Here is a 24,673-nt window from a genome sequence, read left to right on the forward strand (position 1 = left end):
CTGGCCCCATAGTTCAAGGGATAGAACGGAAGTTTCCTAAACTTTAAATCCAGGTTCGAGTCCTGGTGGGGCTACAAGAAATGCCGCCGGTGTGCGGCTTTTTTGTTTAGTCATCCTGCCACAGCGAGCCGATGAATCACACCGGCTGTCCGGCAATCGTACATAACTACACAGCCTACACCTTATATATATGACTCACCGAAAAAATTTACTTTTGCCCCCGATTTATCCCCTTACTCAACCCATGCCAAAAAACTTAGTCATTGTTGAATCACCTGCCAAGGCCAAAACCATCGAAGGCTATCTTGGCAAAGACTTTAAGGTACTTTCGAGTTACGGCCATGTGATGGACCTGAACAAGAACCAGTTAAGTGTTGACATAGAAAATGGTTTTGAACCGCAGTACGAAATTGCTCCCGACAAAAACAAGCTGGTAGCCGAGCTGCGCAAGGCCGCCCGCGATGCCGATATGGTGTGGCTGGCTTCGGATGAAGACCGCGAAGGAGAAGCCATCTCGTACCATCTTTTCAAGGCACTTGGTCTGAAAAAAGAAAAGACAAGGCGTATTGTTTTTCATGAGATTACCAAAGACGCCATACTGAAAGCCATCGAAAATCCGCGCGACATCGACCTCAACCTCGTTGCAGCCCAGCAGGCACGCCGCGTGCTCGATCGTCTGGTAGGATATGAACTTTCGCCACTCCTGTGGAAAAAAGTTAAACCCGCCTTGTCGGCAGGCCGGGTGCAATCGGTGGCTGTGCGGCTTATTGTGGAAAGAGAAGAGGAGATCAAACAATTTCAGACACAGTCGTTTTTCAAAGTCTCGGCACAATTCACCGCATCTGGTTCAGGTGGTCAGCAGCACACCTTTACGGCCGAGCTGCCCGAGCGTTTCGAGCACGAAAGCGAGGCCATGGCCTTTTTGCAGCAACTCGTAGGCGCCAGCTATCAGATAGATGCGGTTGAGAAAAAACCTTCGAAAAAGTCGCCTGCACCTCCGTTTACCACCAGCACCCTGCAACAGGAAGCCAGCCGGAAACTGGGTTTTTCGGTGGCCAACACCATGCGTGTGGCACAGGCGCTTTACGAATCGGGTAAGATCACTTACATGCGTACCGACTCGGTTAACCTGTCGGATCTGGCCCTGAACACAGCCGCCAAGGTGATAGCCGAAAGCTACGGTCAGGAATACGTCAAAACACGCAGATACACCACCAAAACCAAGGGCGCACAGGAAGCGCACGAAGCCATCCGTCCCACCTACATCCAGCATGCCACAATCAGCGGAACGGCCGACGAAAAAAGGCTCTACGAACTCATCTGGAAACGCACCGTGGCCTCGCAAATGGCCGACGCCAGGCTCGAGCGCACAGTGGTGAATATCAGCATCAGCACCAGCGACAAACATTTTGTGGCCACAGGCGAAGTGGTGCTTTTCGACGGTTTTCTCAAACTATACCTCGAAAGCACAGAAGACGAAGGCCAGGAAAACCAGGTTGGCATGCTGCCCCCATTGCGCAAAGGACAACAACTCGAAGCCGACCAGATACTTGCTACCCAGCGCTTTACACGCCAGCCGCCCCGCTACAACGAAGCCAGCCTGGTTAAAAAACTGGAAGAACTGGGCATTGGCCGTCCTTCGACTTACGCCCCCACCATCTCCACGATTCAGAAACGCGAATATGTGAAGAAGGAAGACCGGCCGGGCGAAAAACGTCCGTACAAGCAACTGATCCTTCAGGCCGGCAAGATCAAAGAAAAAACACTGACCGAACTGGTCGGACAGGAAAAAGGCAAACTCGTGCCGACCGACATCGGCATATTGGTAAACAGGTTTTTGATGGAATACTTCGAAAGTATTGTGGATTACCAGTTTACAGCCAACGTAGAGAAGGAATTCGACGAAATCGCCATGGGAAAGAAAAAGTGGAACAAGATGATAGGCGATTTCTACAAACCCTTCCACAAATCAGTGACCGAAACAACCACCAATGCCGGGAAGTTTTCGGGCGAACGCTTGCTGGGCATTGATCCGGCCACGGGCAAGAATGTCTATGTCAAAGTAGGACGCTTCGGCCCGATGATACAGATAGGCGACACCGACTCGGACGAAAAACCCCGTTTTGCAGGGATGCGCAAAGACCAGAGCATGGAGACCATCACTCTGGAGGAGGCGCTTAAGCTCTTCGAGTTTCCCCGCTATCTGGGTGAGTTTGAAAACAAGGAAGTGGTGGTTTCGGTCGGACGCTTCGGGCCTTATGTGCGCCACGACGGGCAGTTTTTCAGCCTCAGCAAAACCGACGACCCCGGTTCGATAGGCATCGAAAGGGCCATCGAACTGATTCAGGAAAAGCGCAACAAACAGGCCGAGTCCATCATCAGATCCTTTGCCGAAGAACCCGATCTTCGTGTCCTGAACGGCCGCTTTGGTCCATACATCAGCTACAAGGGCAAAAACTACAAAATACCCAAAGGCACCGACCCGGCTGGCCTGAGCCTCGAAGACTGCAAAAGCATTGTGGCCAATCCCGATAACGCCCCCAAGAAACGTTTTGTAAAGAAGAAGAGCTGAGGCACAAGCTGTTATCCACCACAATCCGGAAAACCAGATGGACTTCAAGATATTTCTCGAACCTGTGCGCGAGGTGCCCCATGTTGCCGGAGCCTGGCCCGGGCATCTGCCGCTGGGGCAAAGCATGCGCATTCACCACGACACATTTCCTTCGCTCGAAGGCGTGAGGGTTGCCCTGCTTGGCGTGAAAGAAGAGCGGGGAGCCGACAACAACGAAGGCTGTCTTCACGGCCCTGATGCCGTCAGGGCTGCCTTTTATCGCCTGTTTTCGCATTGGCCCGCCCTCCATATTGCCGACCTGGGCAACATCAGGGCAGGTTTTTCGATCGACGACACCTATTTCGCTCTCAGCCAGGTTGTTGCCGAACTGCTGAACCAGAAAATCATCCCTGTGGTTATCGGCGGAAGCCACGACCTGACCTATGCATTGTATCAGGCCTACCAACAGTTGTCAAGGCTGGTCAACATCACTTCCGTTGACCCAATTTTCGACCTGGGCACCGACCAAAGCCCCCTTGGCAGCCGTTCGTGGTTGTCGCACATCATCATGTCGCAGCCCAATTTTCTGTTCAACTACACCAACCTGGGATACCAGACCTACCTGGTGGACCAGCAGAGCCTCGAACTGATGTCGAACCTCCTTTTCGATGTGTATCGCCTGGGCAACATCAGGACAAACATAGGGGAAACCGAGCCAGCACTTCGCAATGCCGATATCCTGAGTTTCGACCTCACCGCCATACGTGCAGCCGATGCCCCGGGCAACGGCAACGCCATTCCGAACGGACTGACGGGCGAAGAGGCCTGCCGCATTGCCCGTTACGCCGGAATGAGCGACAAGCTGAGTTCGGCCGGATTTTTCGAATACAACCCCACCCTCGACCGCGGCAGAATTACAGCCGAGCTTATTGCACAAATGATCTGGTACTTTATCGATGGGATCGCCCACCGCTTTGGCGACACACCCGGTTCAACGACAGAAGGCTTTGTGCGCTATCTCGTTAAAATTGAAGGGCATACCGACGAGCTTATCTTCCTGAAAAGTAAAAAGTCGGGCCGCTGGTGGATCGACCTGAGCATGAGCAGGCAAGCCGGCAGCAAATACGAAAAGCACCACTATGTGCCTTGCTCCGAAGCCGACTATCAGCAGGCTTTGCAAGACGAGCTGCCCGACAGGTGGTGGCAGTTCTATCAGAAGCTGATGTAATAAAAAAGGCTGTGAGTCGGGCTCACAGCCTTTTTTATTGTTGAACTTTGGCTTATTTCAATAGCTCTTCCACTTTTTTCCGCAGCTCGTCGCCCCGAAGGTTTTTGGCAACAATGATGCCATTGGCGTCGAGCAGCACGCTGTGCGGAATGGCCTGAACGCCATAGAGCCTGCCCGCTTCGTTGGCCCAGCCTTTGAGGTCGGAAACATGCGTCCAGGTGAGCTGATCTTTCTCGATGGCTTCTATCCATTTTTGCTTGTCGGTATCGAGCGAAACACCAAACACATCAAAACCCTTTGCATGATAATCTTTCCAGATAGCCACAATGTTGGGATTTTCCTCCCGGCAGGGGCCACACCACGAAGCCCAGAAATCGATCAGCAGCAGGCCTTTGCCGGCCACCGAGGAGAGTGCAATCAGGCTGTCGTTGGGATCATACTGGCTGAAGTCCTTGAACGGCATGCCCACTGCCACACTTTTGAGCACCAGCACACGGTCTCTCAACGCATCAAGGTAAACCGATCCGGGCTCGTGTTCAAAATTGATTACGAGGCTCTCGAGCTCATCGAGTTCAAACTGGTAGGCATTCTGATAAAGGATAAAGTGCGAAACAATATCGGCATTGTTTTTTCGGATGTAGTCCACCATGAATTTGCGTTGTGCCTTTTCGGTTTCCGTGTATTTTTCGTCGGCGGCTGAGGCTGCTGCGGTGTCATCCGTTTGCTTAGCAGCAAGGTAGGTCTGGTAATGCTGAAACAGTTCTTCGTTGAAATTGTCGTACTCCTCGTTGAACGCCAGATAGCGTTCATGTGTGGCCGATCCGGTAATCTTTGCCTCACGTATATCGTTGGCATCCAGCACAATACTTATTTCCGAAGGCTCTGCGAAGAACGGCACACGACCCCTGATGCCATCAAGGTTGAGATAAAACATCTCGGGTGCCACAAGTTCGCCCTTAAATTTCAGCACGCCTCCTTCCGACACACGCGCCGAGTCGAGCGTTACCCACTGGTCGTCGGACCTGCGCTGAAGGCGAACCAGTCCGTCATCGAAATTGCTGATGTTCACAATGACATCAAAACGCTGGGGTTTGTTTTTTTTGCCCGGACTGCAGGCAAACGCGGTGAGTCCGGCAAGGACAATAAGAAACAATCTGATTTTCATTTATTCAGGCTTTAATAGTTGCTGATGGAGGCAAAAGTAAAGAAAAGGCCGAAAAAGCAAGTGTGTTTTGTTTGACCGGAATCAAGGTTTGGACATCCTTGCAAAAAAAAGGCTGATCATGAGTATCACGAAGCCCGAAAAGAGCAGGCTCAGAATGATTCGCAGTATGGTATGTGCCAGGCCAGCAAAACTGAAGGATTCGAGCAGGAAAAGTGCAGTGTGATGGCTCAGAAGCATGGCAAACACGTAGCTTGTCCATGACCTCAATCCCAGACTCTCCACCGAAGGTTCGAGATCGGGCTCGGGTTCGGTGACGCCGGCAGCCATGCTGATGAGTCCCGGACGCACGAAAGCCGCAAATACTGTTGCAGCCGCGTGCAGTCCGGAGGTGGACATAAACAAATCCACCACAGTGCCCGTGAAAAATCCAAGCAACAGCAGTGCCCATCCCGGCAAGCCGGCCGGAAGCATCATGATGAACAATACATACACAAACGGATTGGCATAATGGCCGATCTGAACGCTGTTGAGCACCCACACCTGCAGGAGGATAAGGCCGGCAAACCTGAACAGATGTTTAAGCAACTCATTCATGTGTTTTCGTTTTGCTCAGCACATCAAACTCGTTGGCATGGTTGTTTTTTATCACATACACATTGCGCAGTTTGTTGAAATCGACAGCGTAGGCAATGCGGGCAGTATTGAGACCTCCGGTGGGCGATTGGGTTACCTCGTGGATGGTTCCTACCATGACATCCGGGGGAAACACCAGGCTGAAACCGCTGGTGAGCAGGGTATCGCCGGGCTTCATTTCGATATGTGTGGGGATGTCCACCACGTCGCCAAAGCGGTAGTTTCCGCCATTCCACTGCAAAATGGCCAGCTGGTCGTTGTTTTTGAAACGCACACTGATCGATCCAAACTTATGCAACAACGACATCACGCTGGCATAGTTTTCCGACACGGCGATCACAATTCCGGCGGCGCCTTCGGGTGCTATTACCCCCATATCTTTGCGCACTCCGTGTTTTCGCCCTTTATCGATTACAAAGATGTTGTTGCGGAGGTGCACGGTGTTGTTCACAACGCGTGCCGGAATAAATTCAAACACCTTTAAGGTATCCTTAAGTTCGGGCAAGGGCACTGTGCTGCGGAGCAATGCTATTTCGGACATCAGCCGGGCGTTTTGCTCGAGCAGTTTGGTGTTGGCATCGCGCAGGGCAAGGTAGCTGGCAATGTTTGCGCGCAGCTCGTACACTTTTCCGGCCAGGCCGCTGCTTGCAGTGTTTATGGCTGCCTTTTGAAAACTATGGCTGCGGGTGAGCATGATCAGCGAAACCACTTCGAGCAGCACAAACAACAGAAAAAAGTTGTGTCGCTGCAAAAAGCGGAGGATGTTGTACATGAGCCGGGCAGATGATGCTTGATGAGACTATTTAATCAGGAAGGGGAACTTATCGAAGTTTTTGAGGGCGATGCCCGTTCCGCGGGCAACGGCCCGCAGGGGGTCTTCGGCCACGTGCACGGGCAGCTTGGTTTTTTGTGAGATGCGTTTGTCGAGACCGCGCAAAAGCGAACCTCCGCCGGCCAGATAGATGCCTGTGCGGAAGATATCGGCCGAAAGCTCGGGGGGGGTCATCTCGAGGGCGTTGAGCACCGCTGCTTCGATCTTGGAGATGCTTTTGTCGAGGCAGTGGGCTATTTCGCTGTAGTTGACCTTGATTTCTTTCGGAATGCCCGTGAGCATGTCGCGCCCGTGCACGGGGAAATCGTCCGGCGGATTGTCGAGGTGTGGCAAAGCCGATCCTACCTCGATCTTGATGCGCTCGGCCGTACGTTCGCCAATGTTGATGTTGTGCTGTTTGCGCATGTATTCCTCAATGTCGGCATTGAAGTCGTCGCCTGCGATGCGGATGGACTTGTTGTTGACAATACCGCCCAGGGCGATAACGGCAATTTCGCTGGTACCTCCGCCAATGTCGATAATCATGTTTCCGGTGGGCTCGAGCACGTCGATGCCAATGCCGATGGCTGCTGCCATAGGCTCGTGAATGAGCCGCACTTCCTTGGCACCAGCCTGTTCGGCCGAGTCTTTCACCGCACGTTCTTCCACCTCGGTGATGCCGCTGGGGATACAGATAACCATTTTAAGCGCCGGAGGGAAAAACCTGTTTTTGATGCCGATCATCTTGATCATCTCGCGCATCATATGTTCGGCAGCCTGAAAGTCGGCAATCACGCCGTCGCGCAGTGGCCGGATAGTCTTGATGTTTTCGTGGGTTTTGCCATGCATCATCATAGCCTTTTTGCCCACGGCTATGATCTTGCCTGTGGAGCGCTCGATGGCAACAATCGAAGGCTCGTCGACCACCACCTTGTCGTTGTAGATGATGATGGTGTTGGCAGTGCCAAGGTCGATGGCAATTTCTTTGTTAAGGAAGGAGAATAGTCCCATGTTTCAAAATTTTCATCAATGTTTAAAATGCCTCAGCCCGGTAAATACCATGCTGATGCCCAGTCGGTTGCAGGCTTCCACCGATTCCTGGTCGCGCACTGAGCCTCCCGGTTGGATTACTGCACTGATGCCGTGCGATGCTGCCATTTCGACCGAATCGGCAAAGGGGAAGAAGGCATCAGAGGCCATGACTGCTCCTTTGAGGTCGAACCCGTTTTCGAGGGCTTTGGTTATTGCGTGACGCACTGCATCCACGCGTGAGGTGTGTCCGGCCCCCTGTCCGAGGAGCTGGCCGTTGCGGGCCAGCACAATGGCATTGGAGCGCGCATGCTTCACGGCTTTTGCAGCAAACAACAGGTCGGCTACCTGTTTTTCGTCCGGAGCTTTCAGGGTTACGACATTCCAGCCTTGCTGCGAGGCGCGATGCAAATCGCGGTCCTGGGCAAGTATGCCGTTCAATGCCGATCTGAACAGCTTTTGGGGAAAAACTGCAGCCTTTGTCCGCAAAATTATCCGATTTTTCTTTTGCCTCAGTAGGTTAAGCGCGCTTTCGACGTAATGGGGAGCGGCAACCACCTCGAAAAACAGCTCATGCATGGCAGCAGCAGTTTCGGCATCTATGGGCCTGTTGGCCACCAGCACGCCGCCGAAAGCCGAAAGCGGATCGCCTGCCAGGGCAGCCTTGTAAGCCTCTGCCATGGTGTGGCGGCAGGCCAGCCCGCAGGCATTATTGTGTTTGAGAATTGCAAAGGCAGGCTCTTGGAATTCGGCAATGAGGCCAAGGCCGGCATCAAGGTCGAGGATGTTGTTGTACGACAGTGCTTTGCCCGAAAGCTGCTCAAACACCTCATTGAGTTTGCCGTAAAAGGCACCCTGCTGATGCGGGTTTTCGCCATAGCGCAGCGGTTCGGTGCCCTCTATGGCCAGTCGCAGCCCATGCTGTCCGCCGGCAACCCAGCCGTAAATAGCTGAATCGTAGCGGGAGCTAACGCCAAATGCATAGGCAGCAAAACGCCGCCTTTGGTCATAGGTGGTTGAACCTTCCGACTGATCGAGCAGCATCTCGAGCTCCGCATAGTATTCAGCGGCAGGCACAACGAGCACGTCGTGGAAATTTTTTGCAGCTGCCCGAATGAGCGAAATGCCGCCTATGTCAATCTTTTCGATGAGGGTCTGTTCGTCGGTGGTTTCGGCAATTGTTTTTTCAAAAGGATAGAGGTCAACCACTACCAGATCGAAAACAGGTATGCCATGGGTGCGGAGCTCCTGCTGATCGGCAGGATGACCGGACCTGCCGAGGATGCCCCCAAAGACTGCCGGATGCAGGGTTTTGACCCTTCCGCCCAGGATGGCCGGAAAGCCTGTGAGCGACTCCACAGTGCTGGCCGGAAGACCCAGGCTCAGGATATACTCGTAGGTGCCACCTGTGGAATAAAGCTCCACGCCAAACTTATGAAGCTTTCGCAGGAGGGACTCAAGGCCCTGTTTGTGGTAAACAGAGATGAGTGCCCTTTGGATTTTTCTATTCATAATGAAGCAGTTAGGTTAGCGGGGCTCAAACAGGTAAAACCGCAGCAAATTTCTGAAAATAAAAGCCATGTTGCTCTGAACAGGCCGCGATTTATTTGTGTTTAGAGCGGGCCGGGAAGATTAACCCGGCTCAAGCCAACTTATGGTTAACTTTACGCCCTAATCCCGATGCTGATGAACCGGTTTCCCCTTCTGCGTCTGCTCAACGAGAGCCTGCGGTTTGCAGTGGTTGCGCTCATGGTCAACAAGGTGCGCACCGTGCTTTCGCTGCTCGGAATCACCATAGGTATTTTTTCGATTATCGCGGTGTTTTCGGTGTTCGACAGTTTGGAGAAAACCATACGCACCGAGATCAACTCGCTGGGCGAGAATGTGTTGTTCATTCAGAAGTGGCCCTGGATGGCTGGTGGAAGCGACTATCCGTGGTGGAAATACTGGCAGCGGCCCGAGCCGAGTTTGCAGGAGATGGCTGAGCTGGAGCGGCGTTCGAATGCGGCCAAAGCTTTTGCTTTCATGGTGGGTACAAGCCGGAGCATAAGCAGCGGCACGGCCACAGTTGAAGGGGTGACCATCAATGCCGTTTCGCACGATTATGCCGAAGTGATGCCGTTCGACCTGGAGGCCGGACGCTATTTTACCCCGCTCGAATCGCAGAGCGGCCGCAACGTCATCATCATAGGGGCCGAAGTGCGCGAGGCCATTTTCCCCAATACCGACCCCATCGGCCAACAGGTGAAAGTGTTCGGCAGACGCATGGAAGTGATCGGCCTGCTGAAAAAACAAGGCGAAAACCTCTTTGGCAACTCCAACGACAAATCGGCCATCATCCCGGTGAACTTCGCACGCAACGTGATGGATATACGCGACCGTGGTACTAACATCCTTGTCAAAGCCAAGCCCGGTGTGAGCAATGCCGAGCTGAAAGACGAGCTCACCGGACTGATGCGCTCGGTGCGTAAGCTCAAACCCGCTGCCGAAGACAATTTTGCCATCAACGAAATGGACTTGATCAACAAGTCGTTCGACCAGCTTTTTGGCGTGATTGCCGTGGTTGGATGGATCATAGGCGGGTTCTCGCTGCTGGTGGGCGGTTTTGGCATTGCCAACATCATGTTTGTTTCGGTGAAGGAACGCACCAGTCAGATTGGCATCCAGAAAGCCCTTGGTGCAAAAAACTACTTCATTCTGGTGCAGTTTCTGCTCGAGGCCGTTTTCCTGGCCGTGATGGGGGGCATCGTCGGACTTGCCATCGTGTTTTTGCTGGCGCTGGTTGTTACCCTGACAACCAGTTTTACCCTCACCCTGTCGTTGCAAAACATCCTGCTGGGATTGTTTGTGTCGGGATTTATCGGCCTGATTTCCGGGTTTTTACCGGCCTGGTCTGCTTCCAGGCTCGATCCCGTGGAAGCCATGCGGTCGAACTTTTAAGCTTCAACCGGCGTTATTTGCACCGGAGATCGTCCGCTGACTTTTTCATTTGCCTTCATCCAGGCGATCGTTTCCACGACGGATGCCTAGGCAAAAAATGGTGTTGCAGATGGGCTGTTTCTCCCTATCTTTACACATTCATAAGCATTAGGCATGGATTTCCGATGGGTACTGAAGCAACAAGGTGATAGTGAGGTCGTAAGAAGGCTTGCCGAGGTATTGTCCGTCGATACGAACATTGCCAATCTGCTGGCGCAACGCGATATCAGCTCGTTCGAAGAGGCCAGGTATTTCTTCCGGCCAGATTTCGACCAGCTGCACGATCCCTATCTGATGAAAGATATGGACAAGGCCGTAGCGCGCATCAGGCAGGCCATTCAAAACAACGAAAAGGTCCTCATTTATGGCGACTACGATGTGGACGGCACCACCTCGGTGGCCATGATGTACACTTACCTGAAGAAGTTCTTCAAAAAACGCATCGCATTTTATATCCCCGACCGTTACGAGGAGGGCTACGGCATTTCGTACAAAGGGATTGATTATGCCGCTGAAAAGGGGTTCAATCTGGTGGTGGCGCTCGACTGTGGGATCAAGGCTGTTGAGAAGATCAGATATGCCAACGAGAAGCAGGTGGATTTTATTATCTGCGATCACCACAGGCCGGGCGACGAGTTGCCCGAAGCCGTGGCCGTGCTCGATACCAAACGGCCCGACTGTTCCTATCCTTTCAAAGAGCTCAGCGGTTGCGGGGTGGGTTTCAAGCTGTTGTCGGCCCTTTCGGCCGAGCTGGGCGAAACCTTCGACAGCATCACCGGTCTGCTCGACCTGGTGGCTATCAGTATTGCCGCTGACATTGTTCCCATCACCGGCGAAAACCGTGTGCTTGCCCACTATGGCCTGAAGCTGCTCAACACACGCCCAAGGCCCGGCATCGAAGCCGTGTTGCGTTTTGCCCAGGTGAACAAACGCGAGGAAGAAAATGGTGCCAACGGCCTGTATTTCAACCGCGAACTTACCATCAGCGATCTGGTTTTTCTCATCGGTCCACGAATCAACGCCGCAGGAAGGATAGAAAGAGCCAGCGATTCGGTGCGTCTGTTGCTTGCCGACAAAATGAGCCATGCCGAAAAACTCGCCTCGGCCATCAACGACCTGAACAACGAACGACGCAGCCTCGACAACCAGATCACCGAGGAAGCCCTGCAGATGATTGAGGAAAACCCCGGGCTACAAACCTCAAAAACCACCGTTCTTTTCAACGAAAACTGGCATAAAGGGGTGATTGGTATTGTAGCTTCGCGACTTACCGACACCTATTACCGGCCTACCATCATCCTCACCCGCTCGAACAACCTGATCACAGGTTCGGCCCGCTCCATCAAACACTTCGATGTGTATGATGCCATCGACCATTGTTCGGATCTGCTCGAGCACTTTGGCGGACATAAATATGCCGCAGGCCTTTCGCTCAGGCCCGAAAACCTGGAACTATTCCGCGAACGCTTCAATGCCTATGTGAGCAGCGTGATTGAAGATCATATGCTCGTGCCTGAAATAGAAATTGATATTGTATTGAACCTCAACGACATCACGCCGAAGTTTGTGCGCATACTGAAACAATTTGCACCATTCGGGCCGGGCAATATGTCGCCCGTCTTCCGCACCGACGGGGTGGTGGATACCGGCCGTTCGCGCATTGTAGGAAAAAACCATATCAAGCTCGAGCTTTTTCAGCCCTCAACCCAGTCCGAAGCTTTTCAGGCCATAGCGTTTCAGCAAGGCCAGCATTATGAGCTGATCCGCACCGGAAGGCCATTCAGCATCTGTTACCACATCGAAGAGAATGAATGGATGGGCAAATCGTACCTTCAGCTCAATGTGAAGGACATTAAATTTCCGGATTGACGGGCAAATCCTCCCGGGCTATTTTCCGGAGCTGCCAGCCAAACCACAACAACAACACCCCGGCAAAGAGCGAAACGATTCCGCTCAGAATAACAACCGCCTGCGCAAAAGCAAAGGGATTCAGCAGCAAAAGCAGTCCAAACAGCAGGGTGAGCAGGGCATTGGTCAGGCCAAGGTTTTTGCCCTCGAAGCGGTTGCCCAGATTGACCAGCACCACCAGCTGAAACACGCCGGCAAGCAGGGCAAGGATGCCTATCACAGCCACAAAAAGGCTTAAAGTTTCGCGCGTGTAAACCATGATAGTGGCCCCGGCTGCCATATACACTACGGCCTGCAGCATGAGCAAACCCCATGGCATTCCGCTGCGTAGGCGATTGATGGTGACCACAAGCACCACCAAACCAAAAAGCAATATGGCCAAGCCCGCATACCAGGCAATGGCTTCGGCTGTGGCTGCCGATAAAAACAAGGCCATAAACCCATAAAGCAGCGCAATGAGGCCGTTCAAAAGATAAATCCACCAGTTCCGGACGAGTATAAACATGACATTGCTTTTTTGTTACCAATATGGACAAAGCTATGAATTATTTGCCTTGGGCTGCAACAAACTTTTGCTAATTAGCATTGCGTTGCCTTTGCAATTGACTGATTTGTGGGTGAATGCATTTTAGGCTTAATTGCGAGGCAATCGCACCACGCCGGGTGCAGGCACACGCCACGAAGGTTGAGTAAGACCAGTCTGAAGCCGGAGGTTCAGATGTAATCGAAAAGGACCCGCCCGATTACAAAAAGGCCAAAACCCACCAGACCAACGCCGGCAATGCGGTTCAGCATATGGATCTTGGATGGCGTGAGCAGGCGTTTGATGTTGTAGGCTCCGTATGCTTTAAGCAGGTCGGTGATCAGCACAGTGAGTAAAGTGCCCGAAAAAAACCAGCGCAGTTCTTTTTCGTGTCCTCCATAGCGTGCCGAGATCCCCACCACCACGCCAATCCAGAAAATCCAGACAAATGGATTGATGATGTTCATCACAAAACCTTTGGCAAAATAGGTAAGCAGGCGTGGCTGCCGCGACTGGGCCGGCAGCAGGTCATTGTCGCCGACAGGTTGCACGGGTTTGCGGCTGTAGGTGACCAGGCCGAAGATGATGAGGATCATGCCACTGGCCAGTCCAAACCACAGCTGATTGCTGGGCTCGGTGATGATTTGCACAGCACCCACCAGGCATAGAAATACCATCAGCACATCGCACAGAAAGATACCGAAGGCAAGTATGGCAGCAGGCAGCAGGCCACGGTGGATGCTTGTTTGTACCAGGGCAAAGAATGCCGGCCCCAGCCCAAAGAAGGTGGCCAAAGTGAGTCCGAGCAGAATGCCCTCGCCGATGATTGCTGTCATAATGCGGATGTGCGCATAAGCGGTTTAAGGTATGGCATAACCTTTTTCGCGCAGAAAATCAGCCCAGTGGTCGTGGCGCTGACCCTTGAGCACCCTGGGAAACTTCACGGCACTGCCCTCTTTGCCCTGTTTGCGGAGGTAGTCGTAGAACACCTGCGAGGGCAAGACTTCGCAAAACACATCGGTAATGGCTTCGGTGCGCTCCACCATGTAGTCGTCGTTGAGCTTGCACAGGTATTCGTCAATCTTGCGGGCAGCCAGCCTGGGATCGATGCTGTTGTCGGTGCCCAGATACCAGCGGTGGGCAAACATGGAACCATGCCGGAAGCCTGTGACAGTGAACTCCTTAACCACGATATTGAATTCGTCCTGAAGCATTTCGATGGCCCGGGTCATATTTTCGACCGACAAGTGTTCGCCTGCAAGGCTGAGAAATTGCTTGGTGCGACCGGTAATGACCAGCTCGCAATTACGGGCATCGGTGAATTTGATGGTATCGCCGATGAGGTAGCGCCAGGCGCCGGCATTGGTCGAGAGCAACAGGGCATATTCCACATCGTCCTGAACCTCACCAAGATGCAGCGTTTCCGGATTTTCTTTCAGGTTGCCCTCGTCGTCGAAATTCTTTTCGTTGAAAGGTATAAACTCGAAGTAGATGCCATTATCCACAATCAGCTGCATAATCCGACGATCGAGGCGGGTCTGGTAGGCAATATAGCCTTCCGAGGCCAGATAACTCTCGGAATAGATCACCGGTTTTCCAAAGAGTTTTTCGAAGCTTTTCTCATAAGGAGCAAACGAAACCCCGCTGTGGACATACACAGTCAGGTTGGGCCAGATGTCGTGGATGGTATTGAGTTTGTAGGCTTCGATGATGCGTTCGAGCAAAATCTGTACCCAGGCAGGTACACCGACAATGACACCTATGTCCCAGCTTGGGGCTTTGCGCACCATTTCGGCCAGCTTGGTGGCCCAGTCGGTAGTGCGCGAGATGCGACGGCCGGGTTTATAAAAGTGCTCGAACCAGAAAGGGATGTTGGCCGCTGTGATGCCCGACAGGTCGCCGGCAAAATAGGTGCCATTGTACTGCAGATGGGTGCTTCCGCCAATCATCAGCATCCCTTTCTCGTAGAAGTGTGTCGGAAAATTATACTTGGCCGACGAAACCAACTGCCTGATGCTGGCCTTTTTGATGCTGTTGAGCATATCCTGTGTGATGGGGATGTGTTTGCTCGAGGCTTCGGAAGTACCCGAACTCAGGGCAAAATACTTCACCTTTCCGGGCCAGCTCACATAAGCCTCGCCATTGAGCGCACGGTACCACCACTGCTTGTACATGCTGTTGTAGTCGAACACCGGCACGGCATTGCGGAAAGTATTGGCCATATCGCGGCTTTCCAGAATATTTTCGAAGCCATAATGCTCCCCAAAAGCCGTAAACTGGGCTTTACGAAGCAATTTGCGCAGCTCTTTCTGCTGGGCATCAACTGGTTTGAGCCGGCTGATTCTCATCTCTACAGGCATGTGCCGCAGCTCATAAGCCTTTTTGATCAAAGCACCAAGGATAGGCATGTCATCTGGTTTTGATTTGACTGCGCAAAAATATGAAAAACAAGGTGCAAGGGCTGAAATGCCCCGATCCCTCCCCGTAAATGACAAGCAAACAACACTAAACAATTTAGGTAGTTAGAAAAAAGACTATGCCCGGATGCATGAAAATGCATGAAACCGCAAACGATTGTGATGCACGAAACCGGATGCGGAAAAGCATAAGGAGTATAATTACACAGCGCTTTTTAGTTATGGCATCCGCACAAGGATTTTTTAGGGATTCATCTCCAATTTGTAAAAACTACATATCGGCTTATATTTGCGCAAATCAAAAAACCAACAACATGAAAACCAAACTGCTCGCAGTCACGGTGGCGCTAATGCTCGCGGTGTTTCCGGTATCGGCACAGGAAGGAGACGGAGCCGATCAGCAAAAAAACGAAAAGGTAAAAACCGGCTGGACCTTTGGGGCGCTGCCTGCAGTTTCGTACAATACCGACCTTGGATTTCAGTACGGGGCGCTGGTCAACCTTTTCAATTTTGGCGACGGAAGCTCATATCCGAAATACATGCATTCGCTTTATGCCGAAGTATCGCGCTATACCAAAGGCAGTGGCATCAACAGGTTTTTCATCGATTCGGAACACCTGATTCCAAACATCAGGACCACAGTGGACATCAGTTATCTCACTGATAAGGCCCTCGATTTTTTCGGATTCAATGGCTACGAAGCTGTTTTCAATCCCGAATGGCAATCCACCGACGAGGCCGGCTACATCACGCGCATGTTTTACCGCCACGAACGCAATACCTTCAAAGCCACAGCCGACTTTCAGGGCAAGCTGGGCGACAGTAAATTCCGCTGGGTGGCAGGTGCCGGTTTGCTTAAACACAACATTGGACCAGTGGACATTGCAAGGCTCAACAAAGGGAGGGATTCGGCCGACATGCTGCCCAACGTGCCCGGACTGTATCAGAAATACGTGGAATGGGGTGTGATAAAGGCAAATGAAAAAGACGGTGGCTGGGGCAACCACATCAAAATTGGCCTGGTGTACGACACCCGCGACTTCGAACCCAACCCCATGAAAGGCATCTGGTCGGAGGTGGTGCTCTTTGTCGCTCCGGAATTTCTGGGCAATGGCGACTTTGGCTTTACCAAAATTTCGGCTACCCACCGCCAATATTTCACCCTGGTTGAAGACAAGTTATCGTTTGTGTATCATGTTAACTATCAGGGTACTATCCTGGGTAAGGCCCCCTTCTACATGCAGCCTTATGTGATCAATTCGTTCAACAACAGCTCGAACATCGACGGACTGGGTGGTTCCAAATCGTTGCGCGGTGTGGTTCGCAACCGGGTGGTTGGCGATGGCATGGCATTTGCCAATGCTGAGTTTCGCTGGAAAGTATTCCGGACCAGGGTGCTCAATCAGAACTTTTATCTTGGGCTCAATGCCTTTGCCGATGCCGGAAGGGTGGTTCAGAAAATGGACCTCGACAAGAGCGGAGTGCCTGATACTTTTGTGATCGGAGGCAAGACCTACAACAAATCAGAGTTTTTCAGCAACGACGACGAAGGGCTGCACACCACTGCCGGAGCCGGGCTGCGCTTTGTGCTCAACGAGAATTTCATTGTTGCTGTTGACTATGGCCGCGCTTTTGACAAACGTGATGGAAAAGCCGGGCTTTATATTGGGCTTAATTACCTGTTTTAGAGATTATTTCATAATGAAAAACAGGCCGTTCCCGGTGGAACGGCCTGTTTTTTTTGCACTTGATCAGGACCTGAAGTGGTTAGTTTTTCAGGTGTTTGTCGAGGAATCGTTCCATCGCCCTGTAGAAGTCGAAGCGGTTTTCTTCGTTGCGGAATCCGTGACCTTCGTTTTCTTTGACCATATATTCCACGTCCACCCCACGTTTGCGCAGTGCCTCCACAATCTGATCCGATTCGGCAATATTTACCCTGGGGTCTTTGGCACCCTGGGCCACAAACAGGGGTGCAAGAATGCGGTCGGCATTCAGTGCGGGGGAGGTGGCTTCAAACTGTGCTTTGTCTTTTTCGGGATGCCCCACCATTTCGTACATCATATCGAGCAGGGGTTTCCAGTAAGGCGGGATGGTGTTCATGAAGGTGAACAAATTCGACACCCCCACATAATCCACACCGGCTGCGTAGAGCAGAGGGTCGGCCACCAGGCCCTGCAGTGTGGCATAGCCGCCGTAGCTGGCGCCATAGATGGCCACGCGTTTCGGGTCGGCAATACCCTGAAGGATAAGCCAGTACACCCCATCGGTGATATCGGTTTGCATACTCAGACCCCACTGGCGGAAGCCGGCTTCGAGGAATGAACGGCCATAACCCGTTGAGCCACGGAAGTTCATTTGCAGCACGGCATAGCCCCGGTTGGCCAAAAACTGCACTTCAGGATTGAACCCCCAGTTGTCGCGTGCCCAGGGGCCACCATGCGGATTGATGACGACCGGAAGATTTTTGGGTTCAACGCCTTTTGGAAGGGTGAGGTAGCCGTGAATGATAAATCCGTCGCGCGCACGATAGCTCACCGGTTTGATTTCGGCCATGTGGTCTTCGTTGAGCCAGGGGCTCACGTCCTGAATTTTGGTCAGCTTATCCTTTTTGCTGTCGTAGATGTAATAAGCGCCGAGGGAGCGGTCGCTGTAGGTGCGGACGATAAAAACAGTTTCGTTTTTATCGCTGGCAGAGAGCGAAATCTCATAGCCCGGCAGCAGCGTTTCAAGGCGCTGGTATAAATTGCGGCTTTGCTCGTCGAAGAAGTGCCTTTCGCGTTTCCAGGATGTATAGCTGGCTGCGGTGATCACCTTGCGTTTGCGCGAGTAGCTGAGGCCGCTCAGGTCGAAGGTGTCGTTTTGGTAAAGCAACAGGGTTTCGCTTGCTGTTTCGGGATCGAAGATCACAGCAGCGCTTTTGTCGCGTCCGAGGTTCGAAATGGCATACAACTGCTTGTTGTCGAAAGTGAAAAAGGCCGGGCTGACCGACTCTTTGAAGCTTGTTGTGATGACCGGCCGGAATTCCTCTTCTTCGCTGTTGCGGTAGAGCAGCTGGGTGTTTACCCCGTCCACAATGGCTGTGGCCACCCTGAGTTTGCCGTCGTGGTCGGTCATCCATCCTTGGATGTTGCCGGGGTTTTCGGCCAGCATGGTCATCTCGCCGGTTACTATGTTGAGCCGGTAGGGATCGAACACCATGGGGTTGCGCTTGTTGAGGCCCACAATCACAAAGTCGGGCTGGTCTTCAAGGTCGTCGATGATCTGGGTGCGCACATTCTCGAAACAGGTGAGGCAACGCAGGTTTTTTCCGTTGAGGTCAACACCGTAGAGGGCAAAGTTTTCGTCGCCGCCATTGTCTTTCAGGTAAAGCAGCCGTTTGTTGTTTGCCCAGTAGTATCCGGCAATGTCGCGGTCGGTTTCCTTGGTCAGGCGGGTTACCTTGTCGCTCCCCACGGCTTGTACATGGATGTTCATGCGGCTTTCGTAGGGTGCCAGAAACGAAATGTATTTTCCGTCGGGGCTGATGTTGAATGAGGTGCGCTCAGGATTGCGGAAAAAATCCTCGAGCGGAATCAGGGGCGGACGTCCCGATTGGGGTGCTTGTGCCATAACGCTGAAAAAATTTGCCACCAGCAACAGGCCGGTGAAGGTTAAATAACGAAGTTTCATGGAATTGGTTTTGATTGATAACTCCTGTGGATAAGAATTGCCAAAATTAGGCTTTTTGCTAAAGACCCGTCAAAACAACAAAGGTTGCAATAGCAGCAGAATGCATACTTTTACGCAGGCAAACGACGTTTAACCGCTAAAACAGGTAAGGCTTGAACCTTTACACCCGCAAAAAGCGCTGGAAGATTGTGTTGGCCCTGGTGGCCTTGTTCATCATTGGCGGATCGGTGTATTACACAAACAATCTGGTCAATCAGTTTGCCAACCAGGAACGCCAGCAGGTGAGGCTATGGGCCGATGCGGTGGAGCGCAGGGCAAGCCTGATGCGCTATACAGAACAATTTTTCAGCGAACTCAGGGTGCAGGAAAAGAGCCGGGTGGAACTGCTCGCCAAAGCCTACCGCAGGCTGCTCGACGGCTCAACGAGCGAAGACCTGAACTTTTATCTGGAAATCATCAGCCAAAACACAAGCATCCCTGTGATTGTGGCCGATGCCGACAGCAACATCATGCTGTCGAAAAACCTCGAAAGCGAGTTTCAGGCCTTCAATCGCATCGAGGGCAAACTGGCCGAAGCCTTTTCGGTGTACGAACCCATCCCCATCCGCATCCCACCCGACCGGACAGACTATCTTTTTTACAAGGAGTCGTTGATATTCAGTGAGTTGAAAAGAGTACTTGATGATCTGGTGAGCTCGTTTCTGATTGATGTGGCCTCAAACTCGTCGAGTGTCCCGGTGATTATCACCGACAGCACCCAGAAAAATATCCTTCAGCATGGCAACCTCGAAGTGCCCCGCATGGCAGATTCGGCTTTCTGGGCAAGCCAGATATCAGCCATGAAAGCCGAGAACAACCCCATCGAAATCAGTTTTCTCGACCACGGCAAGACCTACATATTCTACCGAAGTTCGCCCCTGCTGCTCAAGATGCAGTATTTTCCGCTGCTTCAGATACTTATCATTGCGCTGTTTTTACTCATTGCCTACCTGTTGTTTTCGTACGCCCGCAAAGCCGAACAAAATCAGGTGTGGGCCGGCATGGCCAAGGAAACGGCACACCAGATTGGCACACCGCTCTCGTCGCTCATGGCCTGGCTCGAACTGCTTCGCATGCAACACGAAGATTTTGAGGGCACGGCCGAAATGGAGAAAGACATCCACAGGCTCGAGATCATCACCGAGCGTTTTTCGAAAATCGGCTCTGATGCCGTGCTCCAACCCACCAACCTGATACAAACCATAGAGGAAACCATCAGCTATCTTCAGGTTCGCACATCAAAAAAAATCGCCTACAAGCTTAACCTGCCCGGCTATCCGCTGGTTTTACCCCTGAACGAAATCCTGATTCAGTGGGTTATTGAGAACCTTTGCAAGAATGCCATTGACGCCATGGACGGACAGGGAACCATCAGTATTGATGTGATTGATGAGCCCGACAGGGTGCTGATTGATGTGAGCGACACTGGGAAAGGCATCCCCAAATCGGCGTTCAAGAGCATTTTTCAGCCGGGATATACCAGCAAAAAGCGGGGCTGGGGACTCGGGCTTTCGCTGGCCAGGCGCATCATTGTAAGTTACCACAAAGGGAAGATTTTCGTCAAATCGTCCACCCTTCACAAAGGCACCACATTCCGCATTATCCTTCGGAAATAGTACTTTCCTAACGGCTTTTAATCAGATAGTTAACTGACTGATTGCCCAACCATCTGTTTTCGGGAGGTGGAGTGCCTGACAACGAGCTCAACGGGCAGCACCTCGTGAACAGGCATAGGTAAGTTGCCGTCAGGAATTTGTTGCATCAGCAAATCGAAAGCACGCTGTGCAATTTGTGCCACGGGCTGTGCAATCACGGTGAGCGAAGAACTTTCGAACGAAAACCAGGGGGCATCGTCGAAGCCGACGAGCATCACCTGTTCGGGAAGCCGGTAATTCAGCCTTTGCAGGTGTTTCAGGCAATAGGTGGCAATATTGTTGTTGAGGGCAAAAATGGCATCGGGCATGTTTTGTTGCCGGTGGTATTCCTGAATCTTTTCCTCCACAGCTTGTTCGAGCTTATCGAATGGTGCCAGAAATATCCCGACCGGCGTGGCGCCCTGCTTTTGCCCCATGCCGGCCAGAAAACCCTCGGCCCTTTGCCGGAGCGAGGAGATGTGTTCGGGTTCCAGGGAAAATACCACCGGTCGTTCAGCGCCCTGCTCCAGCAGATGCTGTGCAGCCAAAGTGCCACCACCGAAGTTGTCCACCGACACGGCAGCCGATTGCATCCCGGCAAATACCCTGTCGATGAGCACATGGGCTTTGCGCTGCTCCAGCATACGGTCGAACCTGCTGGTATCGTGCAAAGTGGACGAAATGATCAGTCCGTCAACCTTGCGGTCGAGCAGGAGCTCCATTTGCCGCAACTCCTTTTCCTCATTTTCATCGGTACTGCAGGTAATAAGGGTAAAACCCTGCGACCAGGCCAGGTCTTCGATATGCCTGGCCAGATGCGCATAGAACAGGTTGGAGATGTCGGAAACGATCAGTCCGATGGTGTGTGTGCGACCGGTGCGAAATCCCCGGGCAAGCTGGTTGGGGGTGTAGTTGAATTCCTTGATTTTTTCCTCCACCCTGCGGCGGGTCTCGCGGCTGATGCCGTGTTTTTCGGCTTTGCCGTTCACCACCAGCGAAACGACGGTTTTTGAGATGCCCAGGCTGGCAGCCACCTCAGTGAGTGTGATTTTCTTTTTCATAGGGTTGGCTGTGTCAGTCGATTTTTATTTCATCAATAAAGATAAAGGCATCGCCACCGGCACCCAGGTGCCATTCGGGCAGTTTGCCGTAGTTGATAGCCCGAACCTTGACAAACCTGCCGCTCACATTGGCGCGGCCGCCCAGTTCGGCATAGGTCATCTCATATTCATCGTCGGGAATCTTGTGTGTGGCTTCGATAACCCGGCGGTAATTGACACCATCGTCGGAAACCTCGAAAATCACCCTCTTTGGCATCAGTATCCACGAGCGGGTATCCTGCACAAAGCTGGCCGACAGTTTGCGGATGTACTGGCGTTTGCCGAGGTCGATCACAGCTTCGAAGTCGGTGCCCTGAAAACCCTGCCAGCCTCCCAGCCTCCAGTTGGCAGCACCTTTGAGGCCATCGATGAGTATCTCGGCCCCGCCACCTTCATAATTGGGATGCGGGGGATAGCTCAGGCTGATCTGATGCATGTGGTTCACCTTGATGAATTGCCTTTGCGCAGGCGCACTATAGCCAATGCCCTGCCGCCATGCCACTGCAGTTACAAGTACCGATTGGGTGAGTACAAAAGGTTCGGTATAAGCCGGGCTGTTGGATGTGGGCAAGCTTCCGTCGAGGGTATAAAAGATGCTTGCGCCTTCGGGTGCACCCTGTATACTCACCAGTGTTTGGTCGGGAAACCTGGAAGGTGTGTTTTCGAACCACGGCGCTGCCAGGAGCTGAGGTTGTGAAACTGAGGTCACAGGGCGGTGCTCAGGGGCTGTGGCCCAGTCTTTGTTGGGTTTGCTGTCCATTTCGAACTCGAGCACACCGCCCGCGGCCACCTCTTCGTGCCATAGCCAGCTGCGCAGCAGAGGACGTCCGTTGAGCCAGGCCTGACGGATGTATGGCTTTTGCGCCGAAGCGCCTTTGGCCACCACCCTGAAGGTTTTCCCAGCACCAAGGTCGAGCTCAAGCTCCGGAAACCAGGGTGTGCCAATGACATATTGGTTGCTGCCCGGGGTCACCGGATAGAAGCCCATGGCACTGAAAATGAGCCAGGCCGACATCTGACCGCAATCTTCGTTGCCAATGAGGCCATCGGGGCGCGCAGTGTAGAAATGATCCATGATGTAGCGTACTTTTTCCTGGGTTTTCCAGGCCTGGCCGGCAAAGTTGTAGAGGTAAGCCATATGGTGGCTGGGTTCGTTGCCATGCGCATACTGGCCGATGAGTCCGGTGATGTCTTTCATATCGCGTCCGCCAACACCTTCCTGGTTGCTGAACATGTCGTCGAGTTTCCGGGCCAGGGCTTCGTAGCTTCCATGTGCTGCAGCCAGGCCTGCCACATCGTGGGGGACATAAAAGCTGTATTGCCAGGAGTTGGCCTCGGTGAAGTGCCAGTCGACCACTGCTGGGTTAAAAGGCTCGAGCCAGGCGCCGTTGACGCGGGGTCGCATGAAACCGGTCTGAGGGTCGAACAGGTGTTTCCAGGCCTGCGAGCGGCGGGCATACTCGCGCACCACATCCTCGCGCCCGAGGTCGGCTGCCATCACGGAAACGCACCAGTCGTTGTAGGCATATTCCAGGGTTTTGCTCACCGATTCATGCTCTTTTTCGCCCGGCAGATAACCAAAGCGCTGATAGTCGTCGAGGCCGAAATGCTCGCGCGTGCTGCTGTGCAGCATAGCCTCCAGCGCTTTGCTTCCGTCGTATCCCCTGATGCCTTTCATCCAGGCATCGACGATGACGGGAATGCTGTGGTTGCCTATCATGCAATACGTTTCGTTGGCCGACAGCTCCCAAATGGGCAGCAGGCCTCCTTTGTCGTACATATTGAGCATGGTACGGATAAAGTGGTTGGTGCGCTCAGGCTCCATAATGGTCATCAGCGGATGCCAGGCCCTGTAAGTGTCCCAGAGCGAAAAAACCGTATGGTTGTCGAAATCATCGGCCCGGTATATCTGCAGGTCCATGGCCCGGTAACGTCTGTCGGCATCCATGTACGTATTGGGCTGAAGATAAGCATGATACACAGCAGTGTAAAAGGCCTTGAGCTGGTCGGGGCTGCCGCCTGCGGTTTTGAAACGTTCCACCACCCTTCGCCACTGTTCGCGTGCCTGGCTCCGGGCAGTTTCGAACGACATGGTGTCCGACTCGGCGCGCAGGTTGCTGGTAGCCCCGTCGAGGTCAACGGCCGAAAGCGCCACTTTGATTTCAACCTTTTCATTATCAGCTGTTGCGAAACCCAGCCATGCCTTGAGGTTGGTTCCGGAGGCTGAATGCAGTTCAGGCTGCGCCGTGTCGTTCACGGCAATGAGCATCTGACTGAAAGGTTTGGAGCTTTTCAGGTGAAAATACCACACCATATCCTTTGCCCAGTTGGTGCTTCGCCGCATGCCCCGGAGCTCTGTGTCGCTCACAAACTCGATGTACGACTCCAGCACCCGGTCGCGGTGTTGCAGGTCGAGCAGCAGACCTGCCTGGGCTGCCGCCGGAAAGGTGTACCGGTGCACCCCTGTTCGGGTGGTAGCCGTCAGTTCTGCCAGGATGTCGTATTTGTCGAGCTTCACGGCATAATAGCCCGCCGAAGCCTGCTCGTTTTTCTTGCTGAAAGGCGAAGCATATTCCTTGTTGCTCCATGACGGGCCTCCGGTCATGGGCATGAGCAAAATATCGCCGTAATCGCTCACACCCGTGCCGCTCAGGGCAGTATGGGAAAAACCATACACAATCGAATCGGTGTAATGGTAGCCCGAGCAGCCGTCCCAGCCGTCGAGGCGCGTTTGCGGGCTCAGCTGCACCATGCCAAAAGGCACCGTAGCACCTGGATAGGTGTGTCCGTGAGCATCCGTGCCAATGAAAGGATCAATATAATCGACCGGGCTTTTCGCCGAACGGCAGCCCGAAAGACCCAGAAAGAAAGCCAGTGGCAGAAACAGGGCAATAAAAAACTGCCCGGGTGTGGAAAGAACGTTTTGTTTCATGGTTCAGGTAAGTTTACCAGCCGATGGCCCGGCTGCTTTCAAGGCAAAGATAACG

17 protein-coding genes and 1 tRNA gene are annotated in these 24,673 nt (G+C 52.9%); 7 read left to right on the forward strand and 11 right to left on the reverse strand.

The window, feature by feature from the left end:
- Positions 1-2 precede the first annotated feature (2 nt).
- The 3 genes from IPM52_09280 (at position 3) to IPM52_09290 (ending at position 3,779) form a co-directional block, all read left to right on the forward strand.
- Positions 3-74 (forward strand) — tRNA-Arg (locus IPM52_09280).
- A 170-nt stretch (positions 75-244) separates the two neighbouring features.
- Positions 245-2,572 (forward strand): type I DNA topoisomerase, encoded by a 2,328-nt coding sequence (topA, locus tag IPM52_09285; protein MBK9291803.1) that lies wholly within the window; start codon positions 245-247, stop codon positions 2,570-2,572.
- 37 nt (positions 2,573-2,609) lie between these two features.
- On the forward strand, positions 2,610-3,779 hold the full coding sequence (locus IPM52_09290; protein MBK9291804.1) for a formimidoylglutamase: 1,170 nt from the start codon (positions 2,610-2,612) through the stop codon (positions 3,777-3,779).
- Positions 3,780-3,831: 52 nt separating this feature from the next.
- Here IPM52_09290 and IPM52_09295 read toward each other — a convergent pair whose 3' ends face one another.
- From IPM52_09295 to purH, 5 genes are all read right to left on the reverse strand, one after another.
- On the reverse strand, positions 3,832-4,944 hold the full coding sequence (locus IPM52_09295; GenBank protein ID MBK9291805.1) for an AhpC/TSA family protein: 1,113 nt from the start codon (positions 4,942-4,944) through the stop codon (positions 3,832-3,834).
- Positions 4,945-5,025: 81 nt separating this feature from the next.
- Positions 5,026-5,538 (reverse strand): rod shape-determining protein MreD, encoded by a 513-nt coding sequence (gene mreD, locus IPM52_09300; GenBank protein MBK9291806.1) that lies wholly within the window; start codon positions 5,536-5,538, stop codon positions 5,026-5,028.
- Positions 5,531-6,349, reverse strand: coding sequence for a rod shape-determining protein MreC (gene mreC, locus IPM52_09305; protein MBK9291807.1), 819 nt, complete (start codon positions 6,347-6,349; stop codon positions 5,531-5,533). The genes mreD and mreC overlap by 8 nt, the downstream gene beginning before the upstream one ends.
- A gap of 27 nt (positions 6,350-6,376) precedes the next feature.
- On the reverse strand, positions 6,377-7,399 hold the full coding sequence (locus tag IPM52_09310) for a rod shape-determining protein (protein MBK9291808.1): 1,023 nt from the start codon (positions 7,397-7,399) through the stop codon (positions 6,377-6,379).
- 15 nt (positions 7,400-7,414) lie between these two features.
- The gene (purH, locus tag IPM52_09315) at positions 7,415-8,929 is read right to left on the reverse strand and encodes a bifunctional phosphoribosylaminoimidazolecarboxamide formyltransferase/IMP cyclohydrolase (GenBank protein ID MBK9291809.1); all 1,515 of its coding nucleotides are present in this window, start codon (positions 8,927-8,929) and stop codon (positions 7,415-7,417) included.
- A gap of 174 nt (positions 8,930-9,103) precedes the next feature.
- On the opposite strand from purH, the gene IPM52_09320 reads away from it, so the two are divergent.
- Positions 9,104-10,357, forward strand: a complete 1,254-nt coding sequence (locus tag IPM52_09320) for an ABC transporter permease (GenBank protein ID MBK9291810.1) — start codon at positions 9,104-9,106, stop codon at positions 10,355-10,357.
- 153 nt (positions 10,358-10,510) lie between these two features.
- A complete protein-coding gene (gene recJ, locus IPM52_09325; protein MBK9291811.1) occupies positions 10,511-12,265 on the forward strand; it encodes a single-stranded-DNA-specific exonuclease RecJ in 1,755 nt (584 codons plus the stop codon).
- Here recJ and IPM52_09330 read toward each other — a convergent pair.
- The 3 genes from IPM52_09330 to IPM52_09340 all read right to left on the reverse strand — a co-directional run bounded on the left by IPM52_09330 (position 12,249) and on the right by IPM52_09340 (position 15,235).
- Entirely contained in the window at positions 12,249-12,809 is a 561-nt protein-coding gene (locus IPM52_09330; GenBank protein ID MBK9291812.1) for a DUF308 domain-containing protein, read from the reverse strand. The genes recJ and IPM52_09330 overlap by 17 nt on opposite strands.
- Before the next feature lie 209 nt (positions 12,810-13,018).
- A complete protein-coding gene (locus IPM52_09335; protein ID MBK9291813.1) occupies positions 13,019-13,663 on the reverse strand; it encodes a LysE family transporter in 645 nt (214 codons plus the stop codon).
- A 24-nt stretch (positions 13,664-13,687) separates the two neighbouring features.
- Positions 13,688-15,235, reverse strand: coding sequence for a GH3 auxin-responsive promoter family protein (locus tag IPM52_09340; GenBank protein MBK9291814.1), 1,548 nt, complete (start codon positions 15,233-15,235; stop codon positions 13,688-13,690).
- Between the two features lie 323 nt (positions 15,236-15,558).
- On the opposite strand from IPM52_09340, the gene IPM52_09345 reads away from it, so the two are divergent.
- Entirely contained in the window at positions 15,559-16,932 is a 1,374-nt protein-coding gene (locus IPM52_09345) for a BamA/TamA family outer membrane protein (protein ID MBK9291815.1), read from the forward strand.
- 79 nt (positions 16,933-17,011) lie between these two features.
- Here IPM52_09345 and IPM52_09350 read toward each other — a convergent pair whose 3' ends face one another.
- Complete coding sequence (locus IPM52_09350) at positions 17,012-18,913, reverse strand: S9 family peptidase (protein MBK9291816.1); 1,902 nt, start codon at positions 18,911-18,913, stop codon at positions 17,012-17,014.
- A gap of 152 nt (positions 18,914-19,065) precedes the next feature.
- Between IPM52_09350 and IPM52_09355 the strand changes: the two genes are divergently transcribed.
- Positions 19,066-20,568 (forward strand): HAMP domain-containing histidine kinase, encoded by a 1,503-nt coding sequence (locus IPM52_09355; GenBank protein ID MBK9291817.1) that lies wholly within the window; start codon positions 19,066-19,068, stop codon positions 20,566-20,568.
- Positions 20,569-20,597: 29 nt separating this feature from the next.
- Here the strand turns inward: IPM52_09355 and IPM52_09360 are convergent, their stop codons facing one another.
- Complete coding sequence (locus IPM52_09360) at positions 20,598-21,647, reverse strand: LacI family DNA-binding transcriptional regulator (protein ID MBK9291818.1); 1,050 nt, start codon at positions 21,645-21,647, stop codon at positions 20,598-20,600.
- Positions 21,648-21,660: 13 nt separating this feature from the next.
- Positions 21,661-24,618, reverse strand: a complete 2,958-nt coding sequence (locus tag IPM52_09365; protein ID MBK9291819.1) for a GH92 family glycosyl hydrolase — start codon at positions 24,616-24,618, stop codon at positions 21,661-21,663.
- Positions 24,619-24,673: the final 55 nt, after the last annotated feature.

Source organism: Bacteroidota bacterium, assembly GCA_016715945.1.
In the GTDB taxonomy this organism is placed as follows: domain Bacteria; phylum Bacteroidota; class Bacteroidia; order Bacteroidales; family F082; genus JALNZU01.